We start from the raw sequence: 19312 nt of genomic DNA, 5'->3' as shown, positions 1-19312 counted from the left end.
CAGACCATAAATAAAAAAATTTAAGTGAGTGCAACGGATCGCGCATGAAAACAATTGCTCCACGCCAAGATCAGGGAATTCCAGGTGTATACGCTCTTTTGCTGCTCGATGTCATTTCCCGCTGGGGATATAATGACGAATCGTTGTTCAAGTCCTTTGGCCTGAGTACGGAGCAGCTGGCGGATCCTGATTTTCGCATCCCGACACCTGTGGCCAATGAACTGGTCAAACATGCCCTCAAGCTGAGCGGTGAACCGACACTTGGTTATCATCTGGGTACCCAGATGCGGATTTCTATTCATGGTTTTATTGGCTATGCAATCATGACGGCCAAGGATATTACCGATGCATTAGTACTGGCCAACCGTTTCATCCAGCTGCGTATGCCCTTTTTACAGCTATTCTTTTCGACCTTTGGTGCCAAGGCTACAGTCCAGTTGCAAACCGATATTCAGTTAGAACCCTTACGCACCGAAATCTCGATTGCACTGATTTTTGGCATGATCAGTATGGCCAAGGCCATTACCGGAATTGATTATGCCGCTGGAGAAATCGATTTTGATTTCAAAAAACCGGAAGGCTTTGAACGCTTTATGGCCAAATTTCCACATCATCAGTTTCGCTTTGAACAGCCGCATTTGATCTTGAGTTTTGATAAGAGCTACCTGATGAACAAGCTGGTGCATGCCGATCCGATTGCCAGCCAGATTGCAATTAACCAGTGTGAAACTGAACTCTCGGCCTTGGGCGAGCGACACCGGATTGCGATGCGGGTTCGTGATATTCTAACCCATTCCGAGCAGCATTATCTGAGTATTGAAAGTGTGGCAGATCGTCTGCATATGTCCGACCGCACCCTAAAACGCCAGCTGGCGGCTGAAGGTACCTCTTTTTCTACGCTGGTCGATGAAGTACGCTACCGGCATGCGACGTCGTTATTGTCCCGGACCGACTTTAGCTTGGAACAGATTGCTGATGAACTTGGTTATAGTGATGTCGCCAATTTTAGCCGGGCATTTAAACGCTGGAGTGGTCGCAGCCCGAGCAACTGGCGCAAAGATCCTTATTTATAAAGGGTCATAAGCCTTTTGTTTTGGCCAAAAAGAATGTATAAAACATGTCAAAAATGATCTAAAGATTTTTAAGGAGTTATCAATGAATCATCCTTCAGAATTAAAGTACGCAAGTACGCATGAATGGGTACGCATTGAGGGTGATCTTGTTGTGACCGGTATTTCCGACCATGCACAGGATGCATTAGGTGATTTGGTCTATGTAGAGGCACCAGATCTTGATTCACACATCACTGCGGGTCAGCAAGCCGGTGTAGTTGAATCGGTCAAAACTGCGTCTGATATTCATGCACCTGTTTCTGGTATTGTCGTTGAAATCAATCCTGATCTTGAAGATGATCCTGATTTTATTAATGACGATCCCTATGGCAAAGGCTGGATCTATAAAATCAAACCAGACAATATGTCAGATGTTGAACACCTGCTCTCCAATACAGCATATGAAGCTGGCCTATAAACCCGCTTATATTTAGAAAATCAGCCTGCGGGCTGATTTTTTTTATGCCATAGATATTGTTCAGCTTTCCCAATCGGCTTCAATTACATATATTCATATTAAAATATTATTGTATTTTTCACGTATATTTCCTAAAGTACTGAACAGGGCGCGCTGCACTCCTGAATATGCCACACTTATTTATAACAATAATTTTCCATTCTAAGACCAGCGTCTCATCACCCATCATTTTAGGATAATCATGAATGCCATTGTAGCGCCGTTATGGACCAAGTCATTTGTACTGTGTCTGGCCAACAACCTGTTTTTATTTATTTTTTATTTTGCGCAAACCACAATTTTGCCAATTTATATCTTAAAGGAATTAGGTGGTAATCTGACCCAAGCTGGTCTGGCCATGACCTTATTTATGGTCTCTGCCATTGCAGTACGTCCTTTTAGTGGCTTAATTATCGAAAAATTCGGCATACGCAAAACTTTAATTGTCTCAGAAATATTTTTCAGTCTTTTTTCCTTAGCTTACCTGCTCGCTGATCAGCTCACGATTCTGTTTATCATCCGTTTCTTGCATGGCATCTGGTTTAGTATTCTGACCACAGCCTGTGTGCCGGTGGTCAACCAGTTTATTCCAGAACAGCGTAAAGGCGAAGGCATGGGTTATTTTGTCATGTCTGTCAATCTGGGAATTGTCCTGGGGCCTTTAATTGGTCTGAGCTTGATTGAATACTGGTCTTATTTTCAGGTCAGCACCTTGTTGATCGCTTTGGTTTTTATCGGCTTTATCTTCTGTTTACTGATTCCGGTCAAAGAGCCTGAAAAAATGATCGACCACACCGACAAGAAAACATCACTAGGGCTGACTGATTTTGTCGAAAAGAAAGCACTGCCTGTGGCAGGACTTGCCATGCTGATTTCCTTTTCTTATGCCAGCATCATGTCTTTTATCGCGCCATTTGCAGCCAGTAAGGATTTAATGGCCTATGCCGGTTTATTCTTTGTGGTATTTGCAATTTCCATGATGAGCCTGCGTCCGATCACTGGAAAAATTTATGACCGCAAAGGTCCACAATACGTGATTTATCCGGCACTGCTGGCTTTTAGTCTAGGTCTGTTTTTACTGAGCCAGATTCAGACTTTATGGGGATTTATGCTGGCTGCGGTTCTGGTCGGAGTCGGTTTTGGTAGTGTGCAACCGTGCATTCAAACCTTAGCCATTCAACGTGCACCAAAACACCGGATTGGCTACGCAACTTCGACTTTTTATACCTGCTATGATCTGGGTATTGCCATTGGCTCAGTCCTGATCGGTGCTATCATTGCAGCTTATAGTTATCAAACTGCTTTTGTGATTTGTGCCGTCTTGACCCTAAGTAGTATGGGATATTTTTATCTGGTGGTTCAGGCTAAAGCAGTCAAAAATAGCTAACCCAAAACAGGCAGAATTCAAATCTACCTGTTTTGATTGTTTCCCAAGACAGTCTTTATTCAGCTACAGCTTGATTTTCTGCTGATTTTTCTTCAGGTTTTGGTTTTTGTAGCATAGAAAACTGCGTACTTTCTCCGACTGCTGCATTATCCTGACGATTACTTTTTAGCTTGATCTGTAAGCGTAATTCATTGGTGGAGTCGGCATTGCGTAACGCTTCCTCATAAGAAATTTCGCCCTGGTTATACAATTCAAATAAGGCCTGGTCAAAGGTTTGCATCCCCAATTCACGGGATTTTGCCATAATCGCTTTCAGCTCATGAAACTCACCTTTCAAAATCAGGTCGGAAATCAATGGCGTATTTAACATGATTTCAATCGCTGCACGACGGCCTTTACCATCCTGCGTCCGAATCAGACGCTGGGAAATAATCGCCTTCATATTCGAGGATAAATCCATCAATAACTGATTGCGGCGCTCTTCCGGGAAGAAGTTAATAATCCGGTCTAAAGTCTGATTGGCATTGTTGGAGTGCAAAGTTCCCAGACAAAGATGCCCGGTTTCGGCAAAAGCAATCGCATGTTCCATGGTTTCAGTATCACGAATTTCCCCGATCAGAATCACATCGGGTGCCTGACGCAAGGTATTTTTCAGCGCATTGTGCCAGGAATGACAGTCCACGCCGACTTCACGATGCGTAATCATGGATTTTTTATGTTTATGTACATACTCCACCGGATCTTCCACGGTAATAATATGCCCGGCTGAATTTTCATTGCGGTAGTCAATCATCGCAGCGAGCGAGGTTGACTTTCCTGAGCCGGTTCCCCCGACCACCAGCACCAGACCACGTTTCTCCATAATCACATGTTTAAGTGAATCAGGAAGTTTGAGCTTCTGGAAATTTGGAATTTCTGCGGTAATAGTACGAATCACCATGCCAACATTGAGTTGTTGCTGGAACACGTTGACCCGAAAACGCGAAACACCCGGCACAGTGATAGCAAAGTTGCACTCCAGTTCCGTTTCAAATTCCTTGCGCTGCTTTTCATTCATCAGGCTATAGGCAAACAGCTTGGTTTTTTCAGCCGTCAGTTCTTGCTGTCCAAAAGGCTTCATTAAACCCTGATGTTTAATACTCGGTGGAAAGTCGGCGGTAATAAATAAATCTGAACCACCATATTCGACCACTTTGGTCAGCATGTGGTGCATGAATTTTCGTGCTTCTTCTAAGAGCTCTGTTGCAAACATCAAGATCCCCAAACAACCTGCCATGACATTAAATTATTGAAAAAAAGGTTATATATTCAAATGGATATATTGTCTTTTAATTGTGTAGGGATTTATAAGAGGACACAAACAGATTTTATTTATTTTATAAAATTTATCATCTTATTTGTGTGATGTATTTCATGTTAAGTCAATTTACTGGGAAGCACTTTAAGCTTCTAAAATAAAATGCACTTTCACCAAACCTGTTCAGAGAAAGTGCTTTTAAAGCTTTATGCACTGCGTTTTAGACAGCGAAGCGATAAATGCTGAGCAATGCCAAGCAACAACTGTTCAGTTTTTACCCAGCCCAGACATCCATCAGTAACTGATTGACCATACACCAGCTCTGCAGAAATTTTCTGGTTGCCATCCACCAAGTGACTTTCCAGCATTACGCCGCGAACATTGGTCTGCAGGCGTTCTGCGACGATTTGCTCCAGCACTTTAGCTTGCAGCATTGGATTTTTTGCACTGTTGCCATGACTACAGTCAATCACCAGTGCTGGCAATTCTGCTGAGTGTTTCGCTTTGATTTTCTCGATTTCTGAGCACTGGTAATTCGGCCCACTGTTTGAGCCACGTAAAATCAAATGTGCTTTAGGATTGCCCTGAGAGTTTAAAATACAGGGTAAACCGGACTGACTCATGCCTAGGAATTGATGCGGATGAGAGGCAGACTGGATTGCATCCAGAGCAATCTGGATTGAACCGTCAGTGCCGTTTTTGAAACCGATGCTGTAGGGCATGTGACTTGAGATTTCACGGTGAATTTGCGATTCACTAGTGCGTGCGCCAATGGCACCCCAAGCCAGTAGATCATCAAAATAAGCAGTTGCCATCGGACTTAAAATTTCAGATGCAATTGGCAAGCCCATTTCAATAATTTTAAGGTATAAAGCACGGGATTTTTCCAGGCCCAATTGCATATTGGAAGAACCATCGAGGTTCGGATCGTAAAGAAAACCTTTCCAGCCCACGGTCGTGCGTGGTTTTTCGATATAAGCACGCATGACCAGAAAAATTTGATCAGACACCTGGGCTTGTAGCTGTTTTAATTTTTCTGCATATTCTAAAGCCGAGGCTTCGTCATGAATGGAACACGGGCCTGTAACCACCATTAAACGATGGTCCTTGCCTTCTAATATATTTTGAATGGTTTGACGTTGTTCAGCGACTTGATGAGCCAATTGCGCAGACAGGGGCAATTGCTGTTTCAGTTGCTGAGGTAAAGTTAAAATGGTTTCAGCGTGATGTTGTTGTGATGTATTTAAGGTATTCATGACTTTAATCCTGGGACTGGCAATCAGTCCAAACTTTTATTTGAGCGTTATGGGTCTAATTAACGAGGTCGAGAGTGTCATGAGCTGACTAAAGTAAGACCAATAAAAGTTGTTAAAATATGAATAGTTAAAGTTTGTCATGGCTGTCTCCAAAGTTTTGTAAAAATGATAAGCATAAAAAAACCTGATCAGGGTTGCCGATCAGGTATAAACTGGTGGGCAACCTGTTCATTGCCCAAACGCATTCAGGCAATTATCTAAACTGCCAGAAATAAAAATATGCGTTTGAAATGATAGGTTGCTTTAACATGTTATGTCTTTCATAAAATGTGAATCTAAAATTAAAATACGCGGTCTCTGCGCATTTGACAAGCATTAAATATAAAAAAATATTTATTAACTTTTCTACTTTTATTTATCAATTTACTGAATAGTGTTGAATATCGATAAAATTGGCAAAACCTGTAAATTTAATATAGGTCTTGCCAATCAAATTCAATACACAGATTAAAAATTAGTGTGTAACGCGATTCCAGGCATCACGTACCGCATATTTCGCCTGTTCCCAGTTTAAACGCGATTGGCCCTTCATCTGTTCCCATTTTACTCTAAGCTCAGGTTCAACATCTTCAAAACGGGTATTGGCATCATAGCTGCCGCGGTTTTCATAACCGACCCGATACGCCGTATCATAATCACGGTCATAATCCAGATCGCTATAGGTGGTACGAGCCTCTGAATAGTATGGTGTATTAATGGAATTATCACGCCAATAAGCTTGTTCTTCTGTTGGGTTCATCGCTTCGCCGACACCCTTACCTGCCAGACCGCCGACCACTGCACCAACAACCCCACCCACAGCTGCACCTACAGGGCCACCTGCTGCACCAATGGCTACACCTGCCGCTGCGCCACCTGCAGCGCCTACACCTGTACCAACAGGGTGTGCGCCCGGTTCACCGGTAATTGGATCGGCATTTAAATCATCACGCACATCTTTAGGAGAGTTTTTTATTACGTCACGATCAAAATTATCATTCGACATAGCGCTTATCCTTATTCTTTAAAATGGTTTAATCACGTATTTTGATACGCTCTATTTAATATAAGCATCTCGAATGTAATGACATTAGCAGGCTTGTGTTGTTTAAGTGATTCTCTGTGACGCTTTCATGCACTAATGTATCCTGAATTAAGTGAAACGCACATAGAAAAGACCGGTATTAAACCAGTCTTTTCAAAATCAAACGCTCACTTATTCAAAATGAATAACGGTACGAATTGATTTGCCTTCATGCATCAGGTCAAAAGCATCATTGATCTGTTCAAGCGGCATGGTATGCGTCACAAAAGGTTCAAGTTGAATTTCACCTTTCATGGATTGTTCTACCATGTCTGGTAATTGTGAACGACCCTTCACTCCACCAAATGCAGTCCCCATCCATTTACGGCCTGTGACTAACTGGAATGGACGGGTGGAAATTTCTTTACCTGCTCCAGCGACTCCAATAATCACCGACTGACCCCAGCCACGGTGCGCACATTCAAGCGCTGAACGCATCACATCAACATTACCGATACATTCAAATGAATGGTCTACGCCCCAACCCGTCATTTCTACAATTACTTGCTGGATTGGCTGATCAAATTCTTTTGGATTTAAGAAATCTGTGGCACCAAACTGTTTTGCCAGTTCAAATTTATCCGGATTGGTATCTACCACAATAATACGACCTGCTTTGGCCTGACGTGCACCTTGTACCACAGCCAGACCGATACCGCCTAAACCGAATACTGCAACACTGTCGCCTTCTTGGACTTTGGCCGTGTTATGCACCGCACCAATACCAGTGGTTACGCCACAGCCGAGCAGACACACATGCTCATGATTGGCTTCAGGATTGATTTTTGCCAGGGAAACTTCAGCAACCACTGTATATTCAGAAAAGGTTGAGCAGCCCATATAATGATAAATCGGCTCACCATTATAAGAAAAACGTGTGGTTCCATCCGGCATGACACCCTTACCTTGAGTTGCACGCACAGCCACACACAAGTTGGTTTTGCCAGATTGACAGAACAAGCATTCGCCACATTCAGCAGTATAAAGCGGAATTACGTGATCGCCCGGTTTCAGACTGGTGACACCTTCACCAACTTCGACCACCACACCTGCGCCTTCATGGCCTAAAATCGCCGGAAATACGCCTTCAGGATCTTCACCAGACAACGTGAATGCATCGGTATGACACACTCCGGTATGGCTAATTTTTACCAATACTTCACCTGCTTTGGGTGGAGCAACATCTACTTCCACGATCTTTAAGGGCTGACCTGGACCAAACGCAACCGCTGCACGTGATTTCATGTAAAACTATCCTTTTTTGCTGATTTACAGATGACTAACAGTAACCTCTTTCTATTCGGAGATTCAACTATTAACATCAGAAGATAAGGAATAAAAAATCCTATAATCAATGGAACATCAATGACTAACCCTTCACCTTTTGTTTGTTTGAACATTTTAACTTTGAGCATGATTCTTTCTGGCTGCGAACTGGCTGCAAATACTGCTGAACAAGCAGAAATCACGCCGGTTCGACCTGCGCACTGGATTGATAATCAAATTTCAAAACAGCAGATGAATGAAGGAAAAACTGCTTTTTTACCACTCTATGATGGTTTTATGAGTATGGCCGCACGTTTGCACCTGATCAATAAAGCCCAATATCATCTGGATCTGCAATATTACATCTGGAAGGATGATTTTATCGGCAACATAATGCTGGCCCAGCTGTTAAAAGCCGCAGATCGCGGTGTCAAGGTACGAGTGCAGATTGATGACCAAAATGGCACCCAGCTTGATGATAAACTGCTGGCCTTAAGCCAACACCCAAACTTTGAAGTGCGGATTTTTAATCCTTATAAATTCCGTCATTTACGTGCGCTGGATTATGGCTTTAGAATGAAACAGATCAATCATCGCATGCACAATAAACTGATCATTGCAGACGGTACCGCAGCTGTCACTGGTGGCCGCAATATCAGCAGTGAATACTTTGATGCCAGCGAAAATTTCCAGTTTACCGATGTCGATATTTTCTTTGCAGGTCAAGCCGTAGAAAATGCCAATCAGACCTTCATCAATTTCTGGAATGATAAGCTGAGTTATGATGTTCGGCAGATTCTGAATGATTCAGGTCATCCGGAAATGTTAAAAAGGCTAAGAGCTGATTTTGCGCGCGAAGAAGTGGATGAAACTGAATTAAAACGCCGAGTAGGTATTGCCGAAAAACAAGTTGCAGAGCACTTAAAGAAACAACCCATCTACTGGGCACGGGCTTATTTTGTCGCGGATACACCCGCAAAAGCACGTCCTCATGCAAAAAATGGCGATTATATTTACACCCATATGCTTGAACTGATGGGCGAGCCGAAAAATCATCTGGAACTGGTCTCCTCGTATTTTATTCCCACACAAAAAGGCACAGATTATTTAAGTATGCGTGCACAACAGGGTGTCAAAATTAGAATCCTGACCAATTCTTTTCAGGCCAATGATGTAGCTGTGGTACATGCTTATTATCAGCAATATCGTCAGCAGCTCTTGAAAAATGGCATCGAACTCTGGGAGTTTAAACCGTATATAGTCCGGCCAGAACGGACTTGGTATGAAATTATGACTGGTGACATCATCCCGGCCAAAAATAAAAACAGTTCGAGTCTACATGCCAAATTTTTTGATCTGGATGGTATGGTGTTTGTGGGTTCATTTAATTTTGATCCGCGTTCAGCTTATCTGAACACCGAAGTCGGTTTGGTGGTTAAGTCGGAAGATTTTCAAAAGGAAATCTCTAATGCGATGAATCAATTTTTACCGCGTGTGGCCTATCAGCTCAAACTAAATGAAAAAGATGAAATAATCTGGTTAGAGCACCAAAAAGATGGCCGTACTATTCAGCATGTACATGACCCGGAAACCACAAAATTTCAGCGTTTTATGATGAATCTCGTGACAAAATTCCCCGGGGAATGGCTAATGTAATGACATTGTAATGACTTTGGTATTACACAACGTACAGAATCTATTTTCCGGGCATGGTAGCGTCAAGTCATCTGGCGCTATCATCGCTTAAAGGGTTTTACAGGCGATTAGCCTTGCTTTAAAATTCAACTTTTCCAATATTTTGCGATTTTTTCGCCCTCTACTCCCATGCAATTTTTTGATTTAAGCCGTCAGTTTAAATTCAGTGATATTCTGACGCCTGTAAAAACTCTCCATGATTTATCTCAGCAAGAATGGTATTTGGCCAAAATTCGAGTTGAACATGATTGTCTGTCTGAATCCGATATTATTCAGGGTCAAGTCGTTCTAAAATCCAGTGAAAATATACAGCTCGAGTTAGAGTGGCTGATTCAAGATAGCGGTCATGATTTACAGGTATTATTCAAAGGTGTCGAAACTGAAGCGCTTGAAGAAACCTGCGTGATCTTAAAAGGCGCACAACTAGTCGATGAACAACAGCAATTGCTCTCTGCACAGGCGCTCAGTTTATGGATTGATGGGACGCTATTGCCGATGTTGCCAGAGATCCGTCAGGAAATTAAAACCCGTTTAAACCTGTGGGACTATGTGGAATATGATGGTTAATCGCCGAGTTTTCTATTTTTTAAAGAGCTCATGTGGCTCTTTTTTTATGATGTAAATAGCATTTTAGATTGATTAAATTGCCCTATCTTCAATTTTTTCAGACAATGCCAAGCTAAGTAAGTTGTTATAAAATTTATAAATAATAATAAGAGAATCAAGACATGATTTCTGATAATGAATGGCATCAGATACGCCAAGTGGTCGCTGATGCACAACGGGCTGCCATGCATTGCTCTATTGCAACAGTCAATTGCAAAGGTTTTCCTAGTATTACTCCGATTGGAACCATATTTCTCAACAAAAAGACCAGTGCGGGTTTCTTTTTTGATACTTATTCCACTACTTTTTCTGAAAATTTACAGCATCAACCCATGGCCTGCATACAGGCCGTCAACAGTAGCAAACTGTTTTGGATTCATTCGTTGCTTAAAGGTAAATTTAAGCGTTATCCAGGAGTACGCTTATATGCAGAAATTGGCCCTTTACGTCCGGCCTCGCCAGAGGAAATACAGCAGGTGGAGTCTCGTATTCGAGCTTTAAAATGGACCAAAGGTAGCCAGTTAATCTGGTCCAGCTTTCATCATGTCCGGGAGATTAAAATCAATAGCTATCGCTGGGTCAAATATCCAAATATGTGAATAAATAAAGCTACTAACTTACAAATAGTAAGTTTATTTCTTATCTACAACCTAAAACCTCTTTAACCATTTTTTATCTGATTATTAGATTAAATATTAAACCAAACCCACATGCTCAAACATCATCCGGTAACTTTCGGCTTTTTTCTCCAGAGAAACCGGATATGCTCGAGAAGATGAAGGCATTCGATATAAATGCAGTTCGCGTCCTTCCAGGTTGGTTTGCGTCGGCTCTCCAATTTTTGGCTTTTCTGCATCTTCAGGCATAGACAGCATCATGGTATCGGTGGCTTTATCACCGGTGGTCATAATGTAGGTACATTCTGGGATCTGTAGCAATAAATCCTTTAAATTGGTCGGTACCACAATTTCCAGAAACTTATCTGAAGCATTGCCCGTCAGCCGTCTGATCTGAGAGGCACTATCAAAAATCGCAATTCCAGTCTCCAATAGAAATTCACGGATCAATGATTCCTGAAATTTTTTATTCTCAATATCCAGAAAGTAATCTTTATTTTGAAAGAAAATTAAACCAAAAATCCGCCACATATCGTTTTGATAATTTGGATAATAAAAATTCATTTTCCAGCGAGTTGCTGGTGGTGGAAAACTACCCAACATCAGTAATTTGGCATTTGGCGGTAAAAAAGGCGGTAATGGATGCGTTTCAATATCAGACATAGAATTCCTTAAATTGAGAACTTTCAACTATTTTAGAGTGTCTGCCGAATCTTGCTAGCCACTTCTTGTCCCCAAAGTGTATAAACTTCCTTACTCGGATGAAAACCATCTGCAGCCATTTCTAAATTCATGGCACGATATTTTTCAATATCATATTCAATCCATTGCATGGTGTCTTGGCTTGCTACGAATTTCGCCAGTTGCTGATTCATTTTTTTGGCATATTGTCCAAATAACCAGGCCAAAGGATTTGGTAATGCCGGGAACATATTCATGGGTGGCACACCTGCTGCAATGACCAATTCAGGACTGAATTTTTGTTGAATCATGGCATATAGTTTTTTCTGTTTTTGAATCCAGATATCAGCCGGCATGAGCTTGGTTACATCATTTACACCAACCGAGCTAATGACCACATCAAAATGTTCTGTCTCCAGTTGTTCTATGGCACAAATCACTTTAGCTGTGCTATCCCCTGTTTTTGCATGCAATTTCCATTGAATTTTAAAGTCATGCTGCAAATCTTTTAAAATGGCGCCCAGCAATGCATCATCCTGATGCTCTACCCCAACGCCGGCAGCCGCAGAATCGCCGACAATCAGTATAGAAAGCGGCTGGCCTTGACCGCACGTTCCTTCACGTTCACCCTCCGGTTCTGGGAGTTGCACAGTGTTTTTTTTGACGCGATTGCCCTGAATTACCAATACTGGAATTAATGCAAGAGTCGATATTTTCAGCCACATAAATCTATACTTTAAATATAAAACAATGAATTAGAACTTTATTGTAACCTGTCATGCTATGAGTTTTGATAAAACATCATGTAAATAATTGAATAAATATATAAAAATAATTGAAAGACAAATCTGTATTTATAATTGATAATAATTATCATTACTATTTTTTAAAATTAATTGGGGATGATTTGAACTACTTATACTTAAGCACACTCTTACTAAGCGCACTATCATTACATAGTTTGGCAGATTCACCTTCTTCAATAGAGCAAGCACCCTATGCTGCAGCGTGTGAAGCAGTTCAACCCAAAAGCGACCTGTTAAAAAGTTTACAGCAGCAATTAAAGCAGTCTCCTGAAAACCGAGCGGGATTAATCCAACAATTCTGGGAAAAAGTGCAAAATCAAACTACACCGATTATTGAGCCACTTGATCAGGATCATGTTCGACTGATTTTTTTATGGAAAGCAGCCAAACATAATGTGCGTCTGGTCGGTGGCCCGAGTAATGATCATGAATGGTTGACTCGCCTGCCCGATACCGATATCTGGTTTAAGGAAAATATTGTGAACCGTCGCTATATCGGCAGTTATAGTTTTGCAGTGGATTTACCAAATTTGGACGGTTATCTATCGAATTACTGTGCACATTTAAACCCAGAACTCAAAGAACCCCAGGCGCAGCGCCGTGCTGTATTGCAGGTATTACAACTTGATCCATTGAATCCAAAACGCTGGCTTAAAGAAAATACTGCCTCTAAACTGAGGAATGAAAATATTATCGCCCTGGATCAAGCCCCTCCCTTTATCGATCCTAAACGCTATCCAGATCATCCGCAGCCTGAACTAAAACGTTATCAGCTATCCAGCCAGTTTTTAAAAAATCAACGTCGCGTTGAAATCTATCAATCTAAAAAAACTGCACAACAATCTTATATCACGGCTATTTTCTTTGATGGAAATGAATATGCCCATTTGGTTGATGTGCCAAAAGTGCTGGATATTCTGGTGGAACAAGGCAAACTTCCACCGATTCAAGCGGTTTTTTTACATGCACCGAATAGTGAACTTCGTCCTAAAGAGCTGACACCAAACCCGAAATTTTCAGGTTTTTTTAATCAGGAATTTTTGCCTTGGCTCGATCAGAAAATTGTACGTGATAAGCAAAAAACAGTTCTTCTCGGTTCCAGTTTGGGAGGGCTGAGTGCAGCTTATCTTGCCTTGGAAAATCCGCAGCACATTAGTCATGCTGTGCCTTTATCCGGCTCGTTCTGGTGGTCACCTGAACCACACTCAAAAATCAATGGTATGAATCAATTGATTCATAACTTAAAGAATCAGCCTCAACAGTATTTTCATATTTCAGCGAATCGTTATGAATCTTCGCGTACCAACAATGACTTAAGTATTCTGGAAACGTCACCCATCGTGGCACAAGCTTTAAAATCCAAAGGGCATGAGGTCAGATATCAGGTTTATGAAGGCGCACATTCCTATGCAATTTGGCAGGTGATATTGCAAGATGCTTTGCTGCACTTCTTTGCAAATTCCAAAGAGTAGATAAAAAAATCCTGCATTTGCAGGATTTTTTTAATTTAGTTTTATTTTGTTTGAATATCATTCCAGCGGTTTAAACGTTTAAATGTGCCCAGGTCATTAAAACGTACGCCCACTTCTTTCATCACTTTATGCGCCGTTTTCGAGGTCATTTGACGAATATAAAAAGGCTCTTTAACGACAAAGTGATGAATCGCATGCGTGGCCCCAAAATTGCAGCAAAACAACTGAAATGGCATCATCCACCAAGGCGTCAGTACTTGTGTTTGCTTGATGACATCCCTCGGATCAATATCGCCATAATAATGCATATTCGAGCTGACAAATTGCAGGCTAAATGAACGGATAAAATTGGGAATCAGCCAGATGACTGCAATAAAATTAATGATTGGCATTGCTTCGATTACGACTTGCGACCAGCGCATCTCATAGCCAAATAAAGGCACGATTGCATTTGAAACATGGAACACGACAAATAAATAGAACAAGCCATAATAAAGAATGCTTAATGGTACAAAGCCCAATAGCTGGGAAATCATGGCAATTTTACGTTCTTTTTCAGGCTGTTTTTCCAGAAAAAGATGGATCATTTTAAACATCTGAAAAGGACGCAGATAAACCGACATCAATTGATCACTGATGATCAAAATCCGGCGAATTCCCCAGGGCATACCATTGCTGATTCCACGTTCTTCCAGATCATGTTCAGTTCCAGAATATTTATGATGATGCAGGTGTAAACGACGACGTGCCCACGGACTAATGGTATTTGGACGCGCCAACCACACCAAAGCCAGCATCAAGTGATGTGCCCAGGGCGTTTTTTTGAAATACATATAATGAATTAAGTCATGCTCTAATTCATGCGTTAATGAAGCAAAAATTGCAATTAAAGGAATCGTCAGCCATACAGAAAGATAGCCATAGGCATAGGCCAATGCGCATAAAACCATACCGATCCAGGCAAAACCGAGAATACTGGCACCAATAAAATTTTGATGTTTCAATATTGGATAACGGTTACGTAAATCTTCACCTGCCTGTGTCACCACAGTTCTAACTTTGGAGATACGCTGCTGGTCTGTCATCTCTGAAGATGTAGACATATAGAGAACCTTTAATTTCTGGACAGTTGCACATTAAAGGAAATTAAAAAAAAGAAAAGTGATCTTTTGACTGTCCGAGCGAGTATGTCCAAGTTTTGGACAATTTTGGCACTTTTTCTAAGATGAATAAAAATACAGGGAGGTCATGCGTAATTTTTTATGAGATTCAGTCTCTAAAAAATCTGTTTTTTAACAGCAATTTATCTCTATATTAATTAAACTTGGTTTGCCTTGAAATAATAAATATTTCATTATTAAAAGCTTATCAAACTACCTGATCCTGATTAATCGAATTAACGAGCTTTGTTTTCTTTACACAGGATAGTGCATGTATTTGGCACATTTTTATCTGTAACTTTGATAACGCCAGCATTAGCGTTGACTTTGCAAAGCAATTTTTTCAAGTGAAATTACCAGCAAAAAAATTTCTGAAGTTCTAGAAAAGTAAAAAGCCCCTTATGGAGCTTTTAGATTTTAAATCTTAGCCTAATTTATTCACCAATTTCAGCGGCAATATTTTCATCGCCAGACCCAATGGCAGCCATGGCCATTTTGGCACATAAGCCTTTACTGGCACTTTTTCAATTTCAGCAGCAAGTAAACGCGATCCGGTTTTTTCATCCACTTCAAATGGCAGTTTCTTGGCGCCTTCATTAAGTTCGGTACGAATATAGCCCGGGAAAATTGTGGTGACTTTGATTGGCGTATCAATCAGTTCGGCACGAATCCCTTCGGCCAGATGTGCAACACCTGCTTTACTTGCACCATAAGCGGTTAAATGTTTAGGCATACCGCGCATGGCACTCATTGAAGAAATCATGACCAGATGGCCTGAATTTTGCGCCCGGAAAATCTCTACTGCTGCTTCACATTGCGCCAAGGCCGAAATAAAATTGGTTTCAACTGTGGCCTTATTAATGGCAAAGTTTCCCTTGCCAATACGACGGCCTTCACCAACTCCGGCATTGACAATCACCCGGTCAATCGTGCCAAAATCTTGTTTAAAAGCACGAAATACGTCAAAGACCTGATCATAATTAGTGACATCTAAAGTTTTAGCAATTACTTGAATGCCGTATTGACTCTCCAACTCTTGTTTAAGTATTTCCAAACGATCCAGGCGACGCGCGCAGATGGCCAGGTTATAGCCTTTCTGAGCAAATTCGCGTGCCATACCTGCACCAATTCCTGAACTTGCACCAGTAATTAAAATTGTTTTTGCCATGTGTTTTACCTTATTCCTTTATTTTTCTAAGCGATCAGATTTGCGGTACAGATTTAAATCCAGGTCAATAAATCCGGACGTTGCGCTTTAATATAATGATGTTCATTTAGGCTTAATAGCTGGGGTTGGTTGCCTACCAGACGTAGCGTGGTCATGCTGGTATTGGTAATTGCCCAGTTTAGAGCAAAGGTTTTATTCGGAGACAAACCGAGAATTTTGCCCGCAGCAACCGAAATGACTCCGCCCGACGTAAACACTACAGCATAGCGCGGTTTCTTTTCAGCCAGATCATCACACAAATGCTGCAATGCCGTTTCCACCCGATGTTTGAAATCTGGCCAGGATTCTTCATATTCATGGTGATAGTCACCGCCAGTCCAGCGCTCAATTGCACCTTCAAAAATTTTACTTAAATAGGCGCGTGGATTGGCATGCTGCGATACATCTTCTTTCAACAGTTCAGGTTGATTAAAGCGTGGCTCATATTGAGCAAAGACTTGTTGATGATTAAATTCGTTCCAGGCTGAATCTGTAACTGGCTCACTTTCAGGAAAACATTCAGCCAAGGCCAATTGCGCCGTTTGTTGATGACGCTGCATGGAGCCTGCCACCACATAAGGTGCTTCTTTTAAAATTTCATCAAAATAGCGACCCAATAATTTGGCTTGTAATTCACCATTTGGCGAAAGTTTGTCATAGCTTTCTGCACCGAAAGACGCCTGTCCATGGCGGATTAAATAAATCGTCGTCATTTCGGCATCAACTCCTTAAATTTGGTCATATATTTCTGTGCAATATCATTGGCCTCAATTTTCTGGCGGCCAATTAGTTTTAGCGCACGAATATGCAAGGCGTGAATCACAATCCAGAAATCTTTAAACGCAGGATTATTGGTCTGTTTATGATAATAGCGATAATAAATTTGCTGCGCGATCACCGCTAAACGGAAAACTCCAAAGACTTCATAGAAGGTCCAGTTTTCAGGGGTTAATCCGGTTTTTTCCAGATAATAATCCACCACTTCTTTACGGCTAAACATGCCTTTTAAGTTGGTGGGTTGACGACGTGTGGCTTTAAAAATTGCATTATCCGTATCTTCAACCCAGTAAGCCAAAGCTGAACCCAGATCCATCAATGGATCACCGAGTGTCGCCATTTCCCAATCCAGAACGCCAATGACTTGAGTCGGATCGTTTGGATCTAAAATGACATTATCAAAACGCCAGTCATTGTGAATCAGACAGGTTTTAGCATCCGCCGGGGTATTGTCTTTAAGCCACTGACGGACATATCTGAAAGATGGCACATTCAAGGTCTTGGCTTTGGTATAACGTGCATCCCAACCGTCTACCTGACGATAACAATAGCCCTCGCCTTTGCCTAATTTCTCCAGTTCAGTACCCACATAAGGCACCTGATGCAACTCAATCAGCTTATCAATGACGTTAATACACAGTTCACGTACCTGAGCTTCATTAAAATTCAGTTCTCTGGGTAAATTGGCGCGTGGAATAATGCCTTCAATGCGTTTCATCACATAGAAGTCGCAGCCAATCACGGATTCATCCTGACAAAGTGCCACCATCTCTGGTAATACCGGATAAAACTCGGAAAGTGCGTGCTGAACCTTAAATTCACGGGCCATGTCGTGGGCAGATTTGGCTTTGGTACCTTTGGGTGGACGACGCAGGATTAAATCGGCATTGTCATATTTCAGACGATAGGTCCAGTTCGATGCGCCACCCGAATATTGAGTAACTTCGACCGGGCCTTCAAGTTGAACGCCCTGCCCAATCAGCCAGTTTCCTACAGCCTGAACATCCAGTTCCTCACCTGCACGAACCGATCCACCGACATCAATAACTGCCATAATTTTTCCTTCAATTCTTTTTCAAATGTCTTCAAACTTTATATCGTGTTTAAGCTTATTTTTTATGGCGTGTACTGTAACCACGTTTAGCCAGTTCCAGTTTTGCGATCATACCTTTATGCACTTCATCTGGTCCATCCGCCAAACGTAGGGCACGTGCCTGAGCAAAGAATCCGGTGAGTGGCGTATCACGGGAGACACCAGCACCACCGTGAATTTGTATGGCCATGTCTACTACTTTTTCTAATACACTTGGCGCAACCACTTTAATGGCCGAGATTTCAGTCAAAGCCGCCATATTCCCTAAAGTATCCATTTTATAGGCTGCATACAAGGTTAAAAGACGTGCTTGATCAATCGCGACCCGTGCTTCAGCAACACGTTCCAGATTGCCTCCCAGTTTTAAAATTTCTTTACCAAAGGCAGTCCGGCTCATACCGCGGTCAATCATCAGCTCCAAAGATTTTTCCGCAGCGCCGATACAACGCATACAGTGGTGAATACGGCCTGGCCCGAGACGACCTTGAGCAATTTCAAAGCCTTGACCGGCACCACCAATAAAACTGGCAACTGGAACGCGGACATTTTCAAAACTGACTTCACCATGACCATGCGGTGCATCATAGTCGCCAAATACCGGTAACATTCTTTCGATTTTCACACCCGCCGTATCGACAGGAACCAGAACCATGGAATGCTGATGATGACGGTCTTTGCTTTCATCTGGCGTATGCGCCATAAAAATAATGACTTTGGCATTAGGATCGCCCAGACCTGATGACCACCATTTACGGCCATTCAGAACAATTTCATCGCCTTCGATGACCGCCGTTGCTTGCATATTGGTCGCGTCACTAGAAGCCACCGCCGGTTCAGTCATACAAAATACAGAACGGATTTTGCCTTCAAGTAATGGCAAAAGCCATTGCTGTTTCTGTTCTTCAGAGCCATAACGCCAGAGGACTTCCATATTGCCGCTGTCTGGCGCATTACAGTTAAATACGGTCGGTGCAATCAGGCTACGGCCCGAAAGCTCGGCAATATGAGCATATTCATTGACTGATAAACCTTGGCCCAGTTCAGGACATGGCAGAAACATATTCCACAGCCCTGCTGCTTTGGCTTTGGCTTTTAAAGTTTCCAGTTCAGTCGGCCATTGCCATTTGGTCCAGTCACTGCCTTGATTTAACTCATGCACTTGCTGCCAAAAATCGGCTTCAACAGCTTCGATTTCATCTTTAATAAATTTTTTAGTTCGTTCAACATAGTCTTGCGCGCGTGCGGATAACTCAAACATGGCTATTTCCCTCTGGATATTTTGTATTCTGCTTTACAAGAC

The 19312-nt window shown here is 41.9% G+C and carries 18 protein-coding genes; 7 read left to right on the top strand and 11 right to left on the bottom strand.

The features are described 5' to 3' along the window. Positions 1-44: 44 nt before the first annotated feature. The 3 genes from FTT75_RS10260 (at position 45) to FTT75_RS10250 (ending at position 2956) form a co-directional block, all read left to right on the top strand. Positions 45-1073 (top strand): AraC family transcriptional regulator, encoded by a 1029-nt coding sequence (locus FTT75_RS10260; RefSeq protein WP_005096998.1) that lies wholly within the window; start codon positions 45-47, stop codon positions 1071-1073. Between the two features lie 82 nt (positions 1074-1155). Beyond that, positions 1156-1530 carry a glycine cleavage system protein GcvH gene (gene gcvH, locus FTT75_RS10255; protein ID WP_005097000.1) on the top strand — a complete coding sequence of 125 codons (375 nt, stop codon included), beginning with the start codon at positions 1156-1158 and terminating at the stop codon, positions 1528-1530. 241 nt (positions 1531-1771) lie between these two features. Beyond that, entirely contained in the window at positions 1772-2956 is a 1185-nt protein-coding gene (locus tag FTT75_RS10250) for an MFS transporter (RefSeq protein ID WP_180186363.1), read from the top strand. A gap of 55 nt (positions 2957-3011) precedes the next feature. Here the strand turns inward: FTT75_RS10250 and FTT75_RS10245 are convergent, their stop codons facing one another. From FTT75_RS10245 to FTT75_RS10230, 4 genes are all read right to left on the bottom strand, one after another. After that, positions 3012-4208, bottom strand: a complete 1197-nt coding sequence (locus tag FTT75_RS10245) for a PilT/PilU family type 4a pilus ATPase (RefSeq protein ID WP_074382739.1) — start codon at positions 4206-4208, stop codon at positions 3012-3014. A gap of 251 nt (positions 4209-4459) precedes the next feature. Next, the gene (locus FTT75_RS10240; RefSeq protein WP_180039871.1) at positions 4460-5509 is read right to left on the bottom strand and encodes a 3-deoxy-7-phosphoheptulonate synthase; all 1050 of its coding nucleotides are present in this window, start codon (positions 5507-5509) and stop codon (positions 4460-4462) included. 514 nt (positions 5510-6023) lie between these two features. Further along, the gene (locus FTT75_RS10235) at positions 6024-6554 is read right to left on the bottom strand and encodes a hypothetical protein (RefSeq protein ID WP_005097004.1); all 531 of its coding nucleotides are present in this window, start codon (positions 6552-6554) and stop codon (positions 6024-6026) included. Between the two features lie 210 nt (positions 6555-6764). Continuing rightward, positions 6765-7877: an S-(hydroxymethyl)glutathione dehydrogenase/class III alcohol dehydrogenase gene (locus FTT75_RS10230; protein ID WP_100354801.1), complete on the bottom strand. Its 1113-nt coding sequence runs from the start codon at positions 7875-7877 to the stop codon at positions 6765-6767. Between the two features lie 120 nt (positions 7878-7997). On the opposite strand from FTT75_RS10230, the gene FTT75_RS10225 reads away from it, so the two are divergent. From FTT75_RS10225 to FTT75_RS10215, 3 genes are all read left to right on the top strand, one after another. Continuing rightward, positions 7998-9554 carry a phospholipase D family protein gene (locus tag FTT75_RS10225; protein WP_180076345.1) on the top strand — a complete coding sequence of 519 codons (1557 nt, stop codon included), beginning with the start codon at positions 7998-8000 and terminating at the stop codon, positions 9552-9554. Between the two features lie 168 nt (positions 9555-9722). Beyond that, positions 9723-10160 (top strand): hypothetical protein, encoded by a 438-nt coding sequence (locus FTT75_RS10220; RefSeq protein ID WP_074382735.1) that lies wholly within the window; start codon positions 9723-9725, stop codon positions 10158-10160. A gap of 161 nt (positions 10161-10321) precedes the next feature. Beyond that, positions 10322-10798, top strand: a complete 477-nt coding sequence (locus FTT75_RS10215) for a hypothetical protein (protein ID WP_005097009.1) — start codon at positions 10322-10324, stop codon at positions 10796-10798. Between the two features lie 96 nt (positions 10799-10894). On the opposite strand, the gene FTT75_RS10210 is transcribed toward FTT75_RS10215, so the two are convergent. Together FTT75_RS10210 and FTT75_RS10205 are read right to left on the bottom strand one after the other, a co-directional pair. Further along, positions 10895-11479 (bottom strand): uracil-DNA glycosylase family protein, encoded by a 585-nt coding sequence (locus FTT75_RS10210; RefSeq protein ID WP_005097010.1) that lies wholly within the window; start codon positions 11477-11479, stop codon positions 10895-10897. 32 nt (positions 11480-11511) lie between these two features. Continuing rightward, positions 11512-12222 carry an SGNH/GDSL hydrolase family protein gene (locus FTT75_RS10205; RefSeq protein WP_074382734.1) on the bottom strand — a complete coding sequence of 237 codons (711 nt, stop codon included), beginning with the start codon at positions 12220-12222 and terminating at the stop codon, positions 11512-11514. Positions 12223-12404: 182 nt separating this feature from the next. Here FTT75_RS10205 and FTT75_RS10200 point away from each other — a divergent pair, with 182 nt between their 5' ends. After that, a complete protein-coding gene (locus FTT75_RS10200) occupies positions 12405-13775 on the top strand; it encodes an alpha/beta hydrolase-fold protein (RefSeq protein ID WP_257230364.1) in 1371 nt (456 codons plus the stop codon). A gap of 41 nt (positions 13776-13816) precedes the next feature. Here FTT75_RS10200 and FTT75_RS10195 read toward each other — a convergent pair whose 3' ends face one another. The 5 genes from FTT75_RS10195 to FTT75_RS10175 form a co-directional block, all read right to left on the bottom strand. Continuing rightward, entirely contained in the window at positions 13817-14878 is a 1062-nt protein-coding gene (locus FTT75_RS10195; RefSeq protein ID WP_074382733.1) for a fatty acid desaturase, read from the bottom strand. Positions 14879-15359: 481 nt separating this feature from the next. Then, complete coding sequence (locus tag FTT75_RS10190; RefSeq protein WP_100354797.1) at positions 15360-16103, bottom strand: SDR family oxidoreductase; 744 nt, start codon at positions 16101-16103, stop codon at positions 15360-15362. A gap of 53 nt (positions 16104-16156) precedes the next feature. After that, complete coding sequence (locus tag FTT75_RS10185) at positions 16157-16855, bottom strand: histidine phosphatase family protein (RefSeq protein WP_005097015.1); 699 nt, start codon at positions 16853-16855, stop codon at positions 16157-16159. Beyond that, entirely contained in the window at positions 16852-17973 is a 1122-nt protein-coding gene (locus FTT75_RS10180; RefSeq protein WP_100328578.1) for a phosphotransferase family protein, read from the bottom strand. Before FTT75_RS10180 ends, FTT75_RS10185 begins: the two co-directional genes overlap by 4 nt. Before the next feature lie 55 nt (positions 17974-18028). Further along, the gene (locus FTT75_RS10175; protein ID WP_005097018.1) at positions 18029-19270 is read right to left on the bottom strand and encodes an acyl-CoA dehydrogenase family protein; all 1242 of its coding nucleotides are present in this window, start codon (positions 19268-19270) and stop codon (positions 18029-18031) included. Positions 19271-19312: the final 42 nt, after the last annotated feature.

The organism is Acinetobacter sp. YH01008, assembly GCF_013420435.1.
GTDB lineage: Bacteria > Pseudomonadota > Gammaproteobacteria > Pseudomonadales > Moraxellaceae > Acinetobacter > Acinetobacter pseudolwoffii.
This window is presented reverse-complemented; position numbering and strand designations above follow the sequence as displayed.

What these genes read in the sequence shown, in the direction of transcription:
- FTT75_RS10260 (WP_005096998.1), top strand. Translation starts at nt 45, where the DNA reads ATGAAAACAATTGCTCCACGCCAAGATCAGGGAATTCCAGGTGTATAC.
- gcvH (WP_005097000.1), top strand. Translation starts at nt 1,156, where the DNA reads ATGAATCATCCTTCAGAATTAAAGTACGCAAGTACGCATGAATGGGTA.
- FTT75_RS10250 (WP_180186363.1), top strand. Translation starts at nt 1,772, where the DNA reads ATGAATGCCATTGTAGCGCCGTTATGGACCAAGTCATTTGTACTGTGT.
- FTT75_RS10245 (WP_074382739.1), bottom strand. Translation starts at nt 4,208, where the DNA reads ATGTTTGCAACAGAGCTCTTAGAAGAAGCACGAAAATTCATGCACCAC.
- FTT75_RS10240 (WP_180039871.1), bottom strand. Translation starts at nt 5,509, where the DNA reads ATGAATACCTTAAATACATCACAACAACATCACGCTGAAACCATTTTA.
- FTT75_RS10235 (WP_005097004.1), bottom strand. Translation starts at nt 6,554, where the DNA reads ATGTCGAATGATAATTTTGATCGTGACGTAATAAAAAACTCTCCTAAA.
- FTT75_RS10230 (WP_100354801.1), bottom strand. Translation starts at nt 7,877, where the DNA reads ATGAAATCACGTGCAGCGGTTGCGTTTGGTCCAGGTCAGCCCTTAAAG.
- FTT75_RS10225 (WP_180076345.1), top strand. Translation starts at nt 7,998, where the DNA reads ATGACTAACCCTTCACCTTTTGTTTGTTTGAACATTTTAACTTTGAGC.
- FTT75_RS10220 (WP_074382735.1), top strand. Translation starts at nt 9,723, where the DNA reads ATGCAATTTTTTGATTTAAGCCGTCAGTTTAAATTCAGTGATATTCTG.
- FTT75_RS10215 (WP_005097009.1), top strand. Translation starts at nt 10,322, where the DNA reads ATGATTTCTGATAATGAATGGCATCAGATACGCCAAGTGGTCGCTGAT.
- FTT75_RS10210 (WP_005097010.1), bottom strand. Translation starts at nt 11,479, where the DNA reads ATGTCTGATATTGAAACGCATCCATTACCGCCTTTTTTACCGCCAAAT.
- FTT75_RS10205 (WP_074382734.1), bottom strand. Translation starts at nt 12,222, where the DNA reads ATGTGGCTGAAAATATCGACTCTTGCATTAATTCCAGTATTGGTAATT.
- FTT75_RS10195 (WP_074382733.1), bottom strand. Translation starts at nt 14,878, where the DNA reads ATGTCTACATCTTCAGAGATGACAGACCAGCAGCGTATCTCCAAAGTT.
- FTT75_RS10190 (WP_100354797.1), bottom strand. Translation starts at nt 16,103, where the DNA reads ATGGCAAAAACAATTTTAATTACTGGTGCAAGTTCAGGAATTGGTGCA.
- FTT75_RS10185 (WP_005097015.1), bottom strand. Translation starts at nt 16,855, where the DNA reads ATGACGACGATTTATTTAATCCGCCATGGACAGGCGTCTTTCGGTGCA.
- FTT75_RS10180 (WP_100328578.1), bottom strand. Translation starts at nt 17,973, where the DNA reads ATGGCAGTTATTGATGTCGGTGGATCGGTTCGTGCAGGTGAGGAACTG.
- FTT75_RS10175 (WP_005097018.1), bottom strand. Translation starts at nt 19,270, where the DNA reads ATGTTTGAGTTATCCGCACGCGCGCAAGACTATGTTGAACGAACTAAA.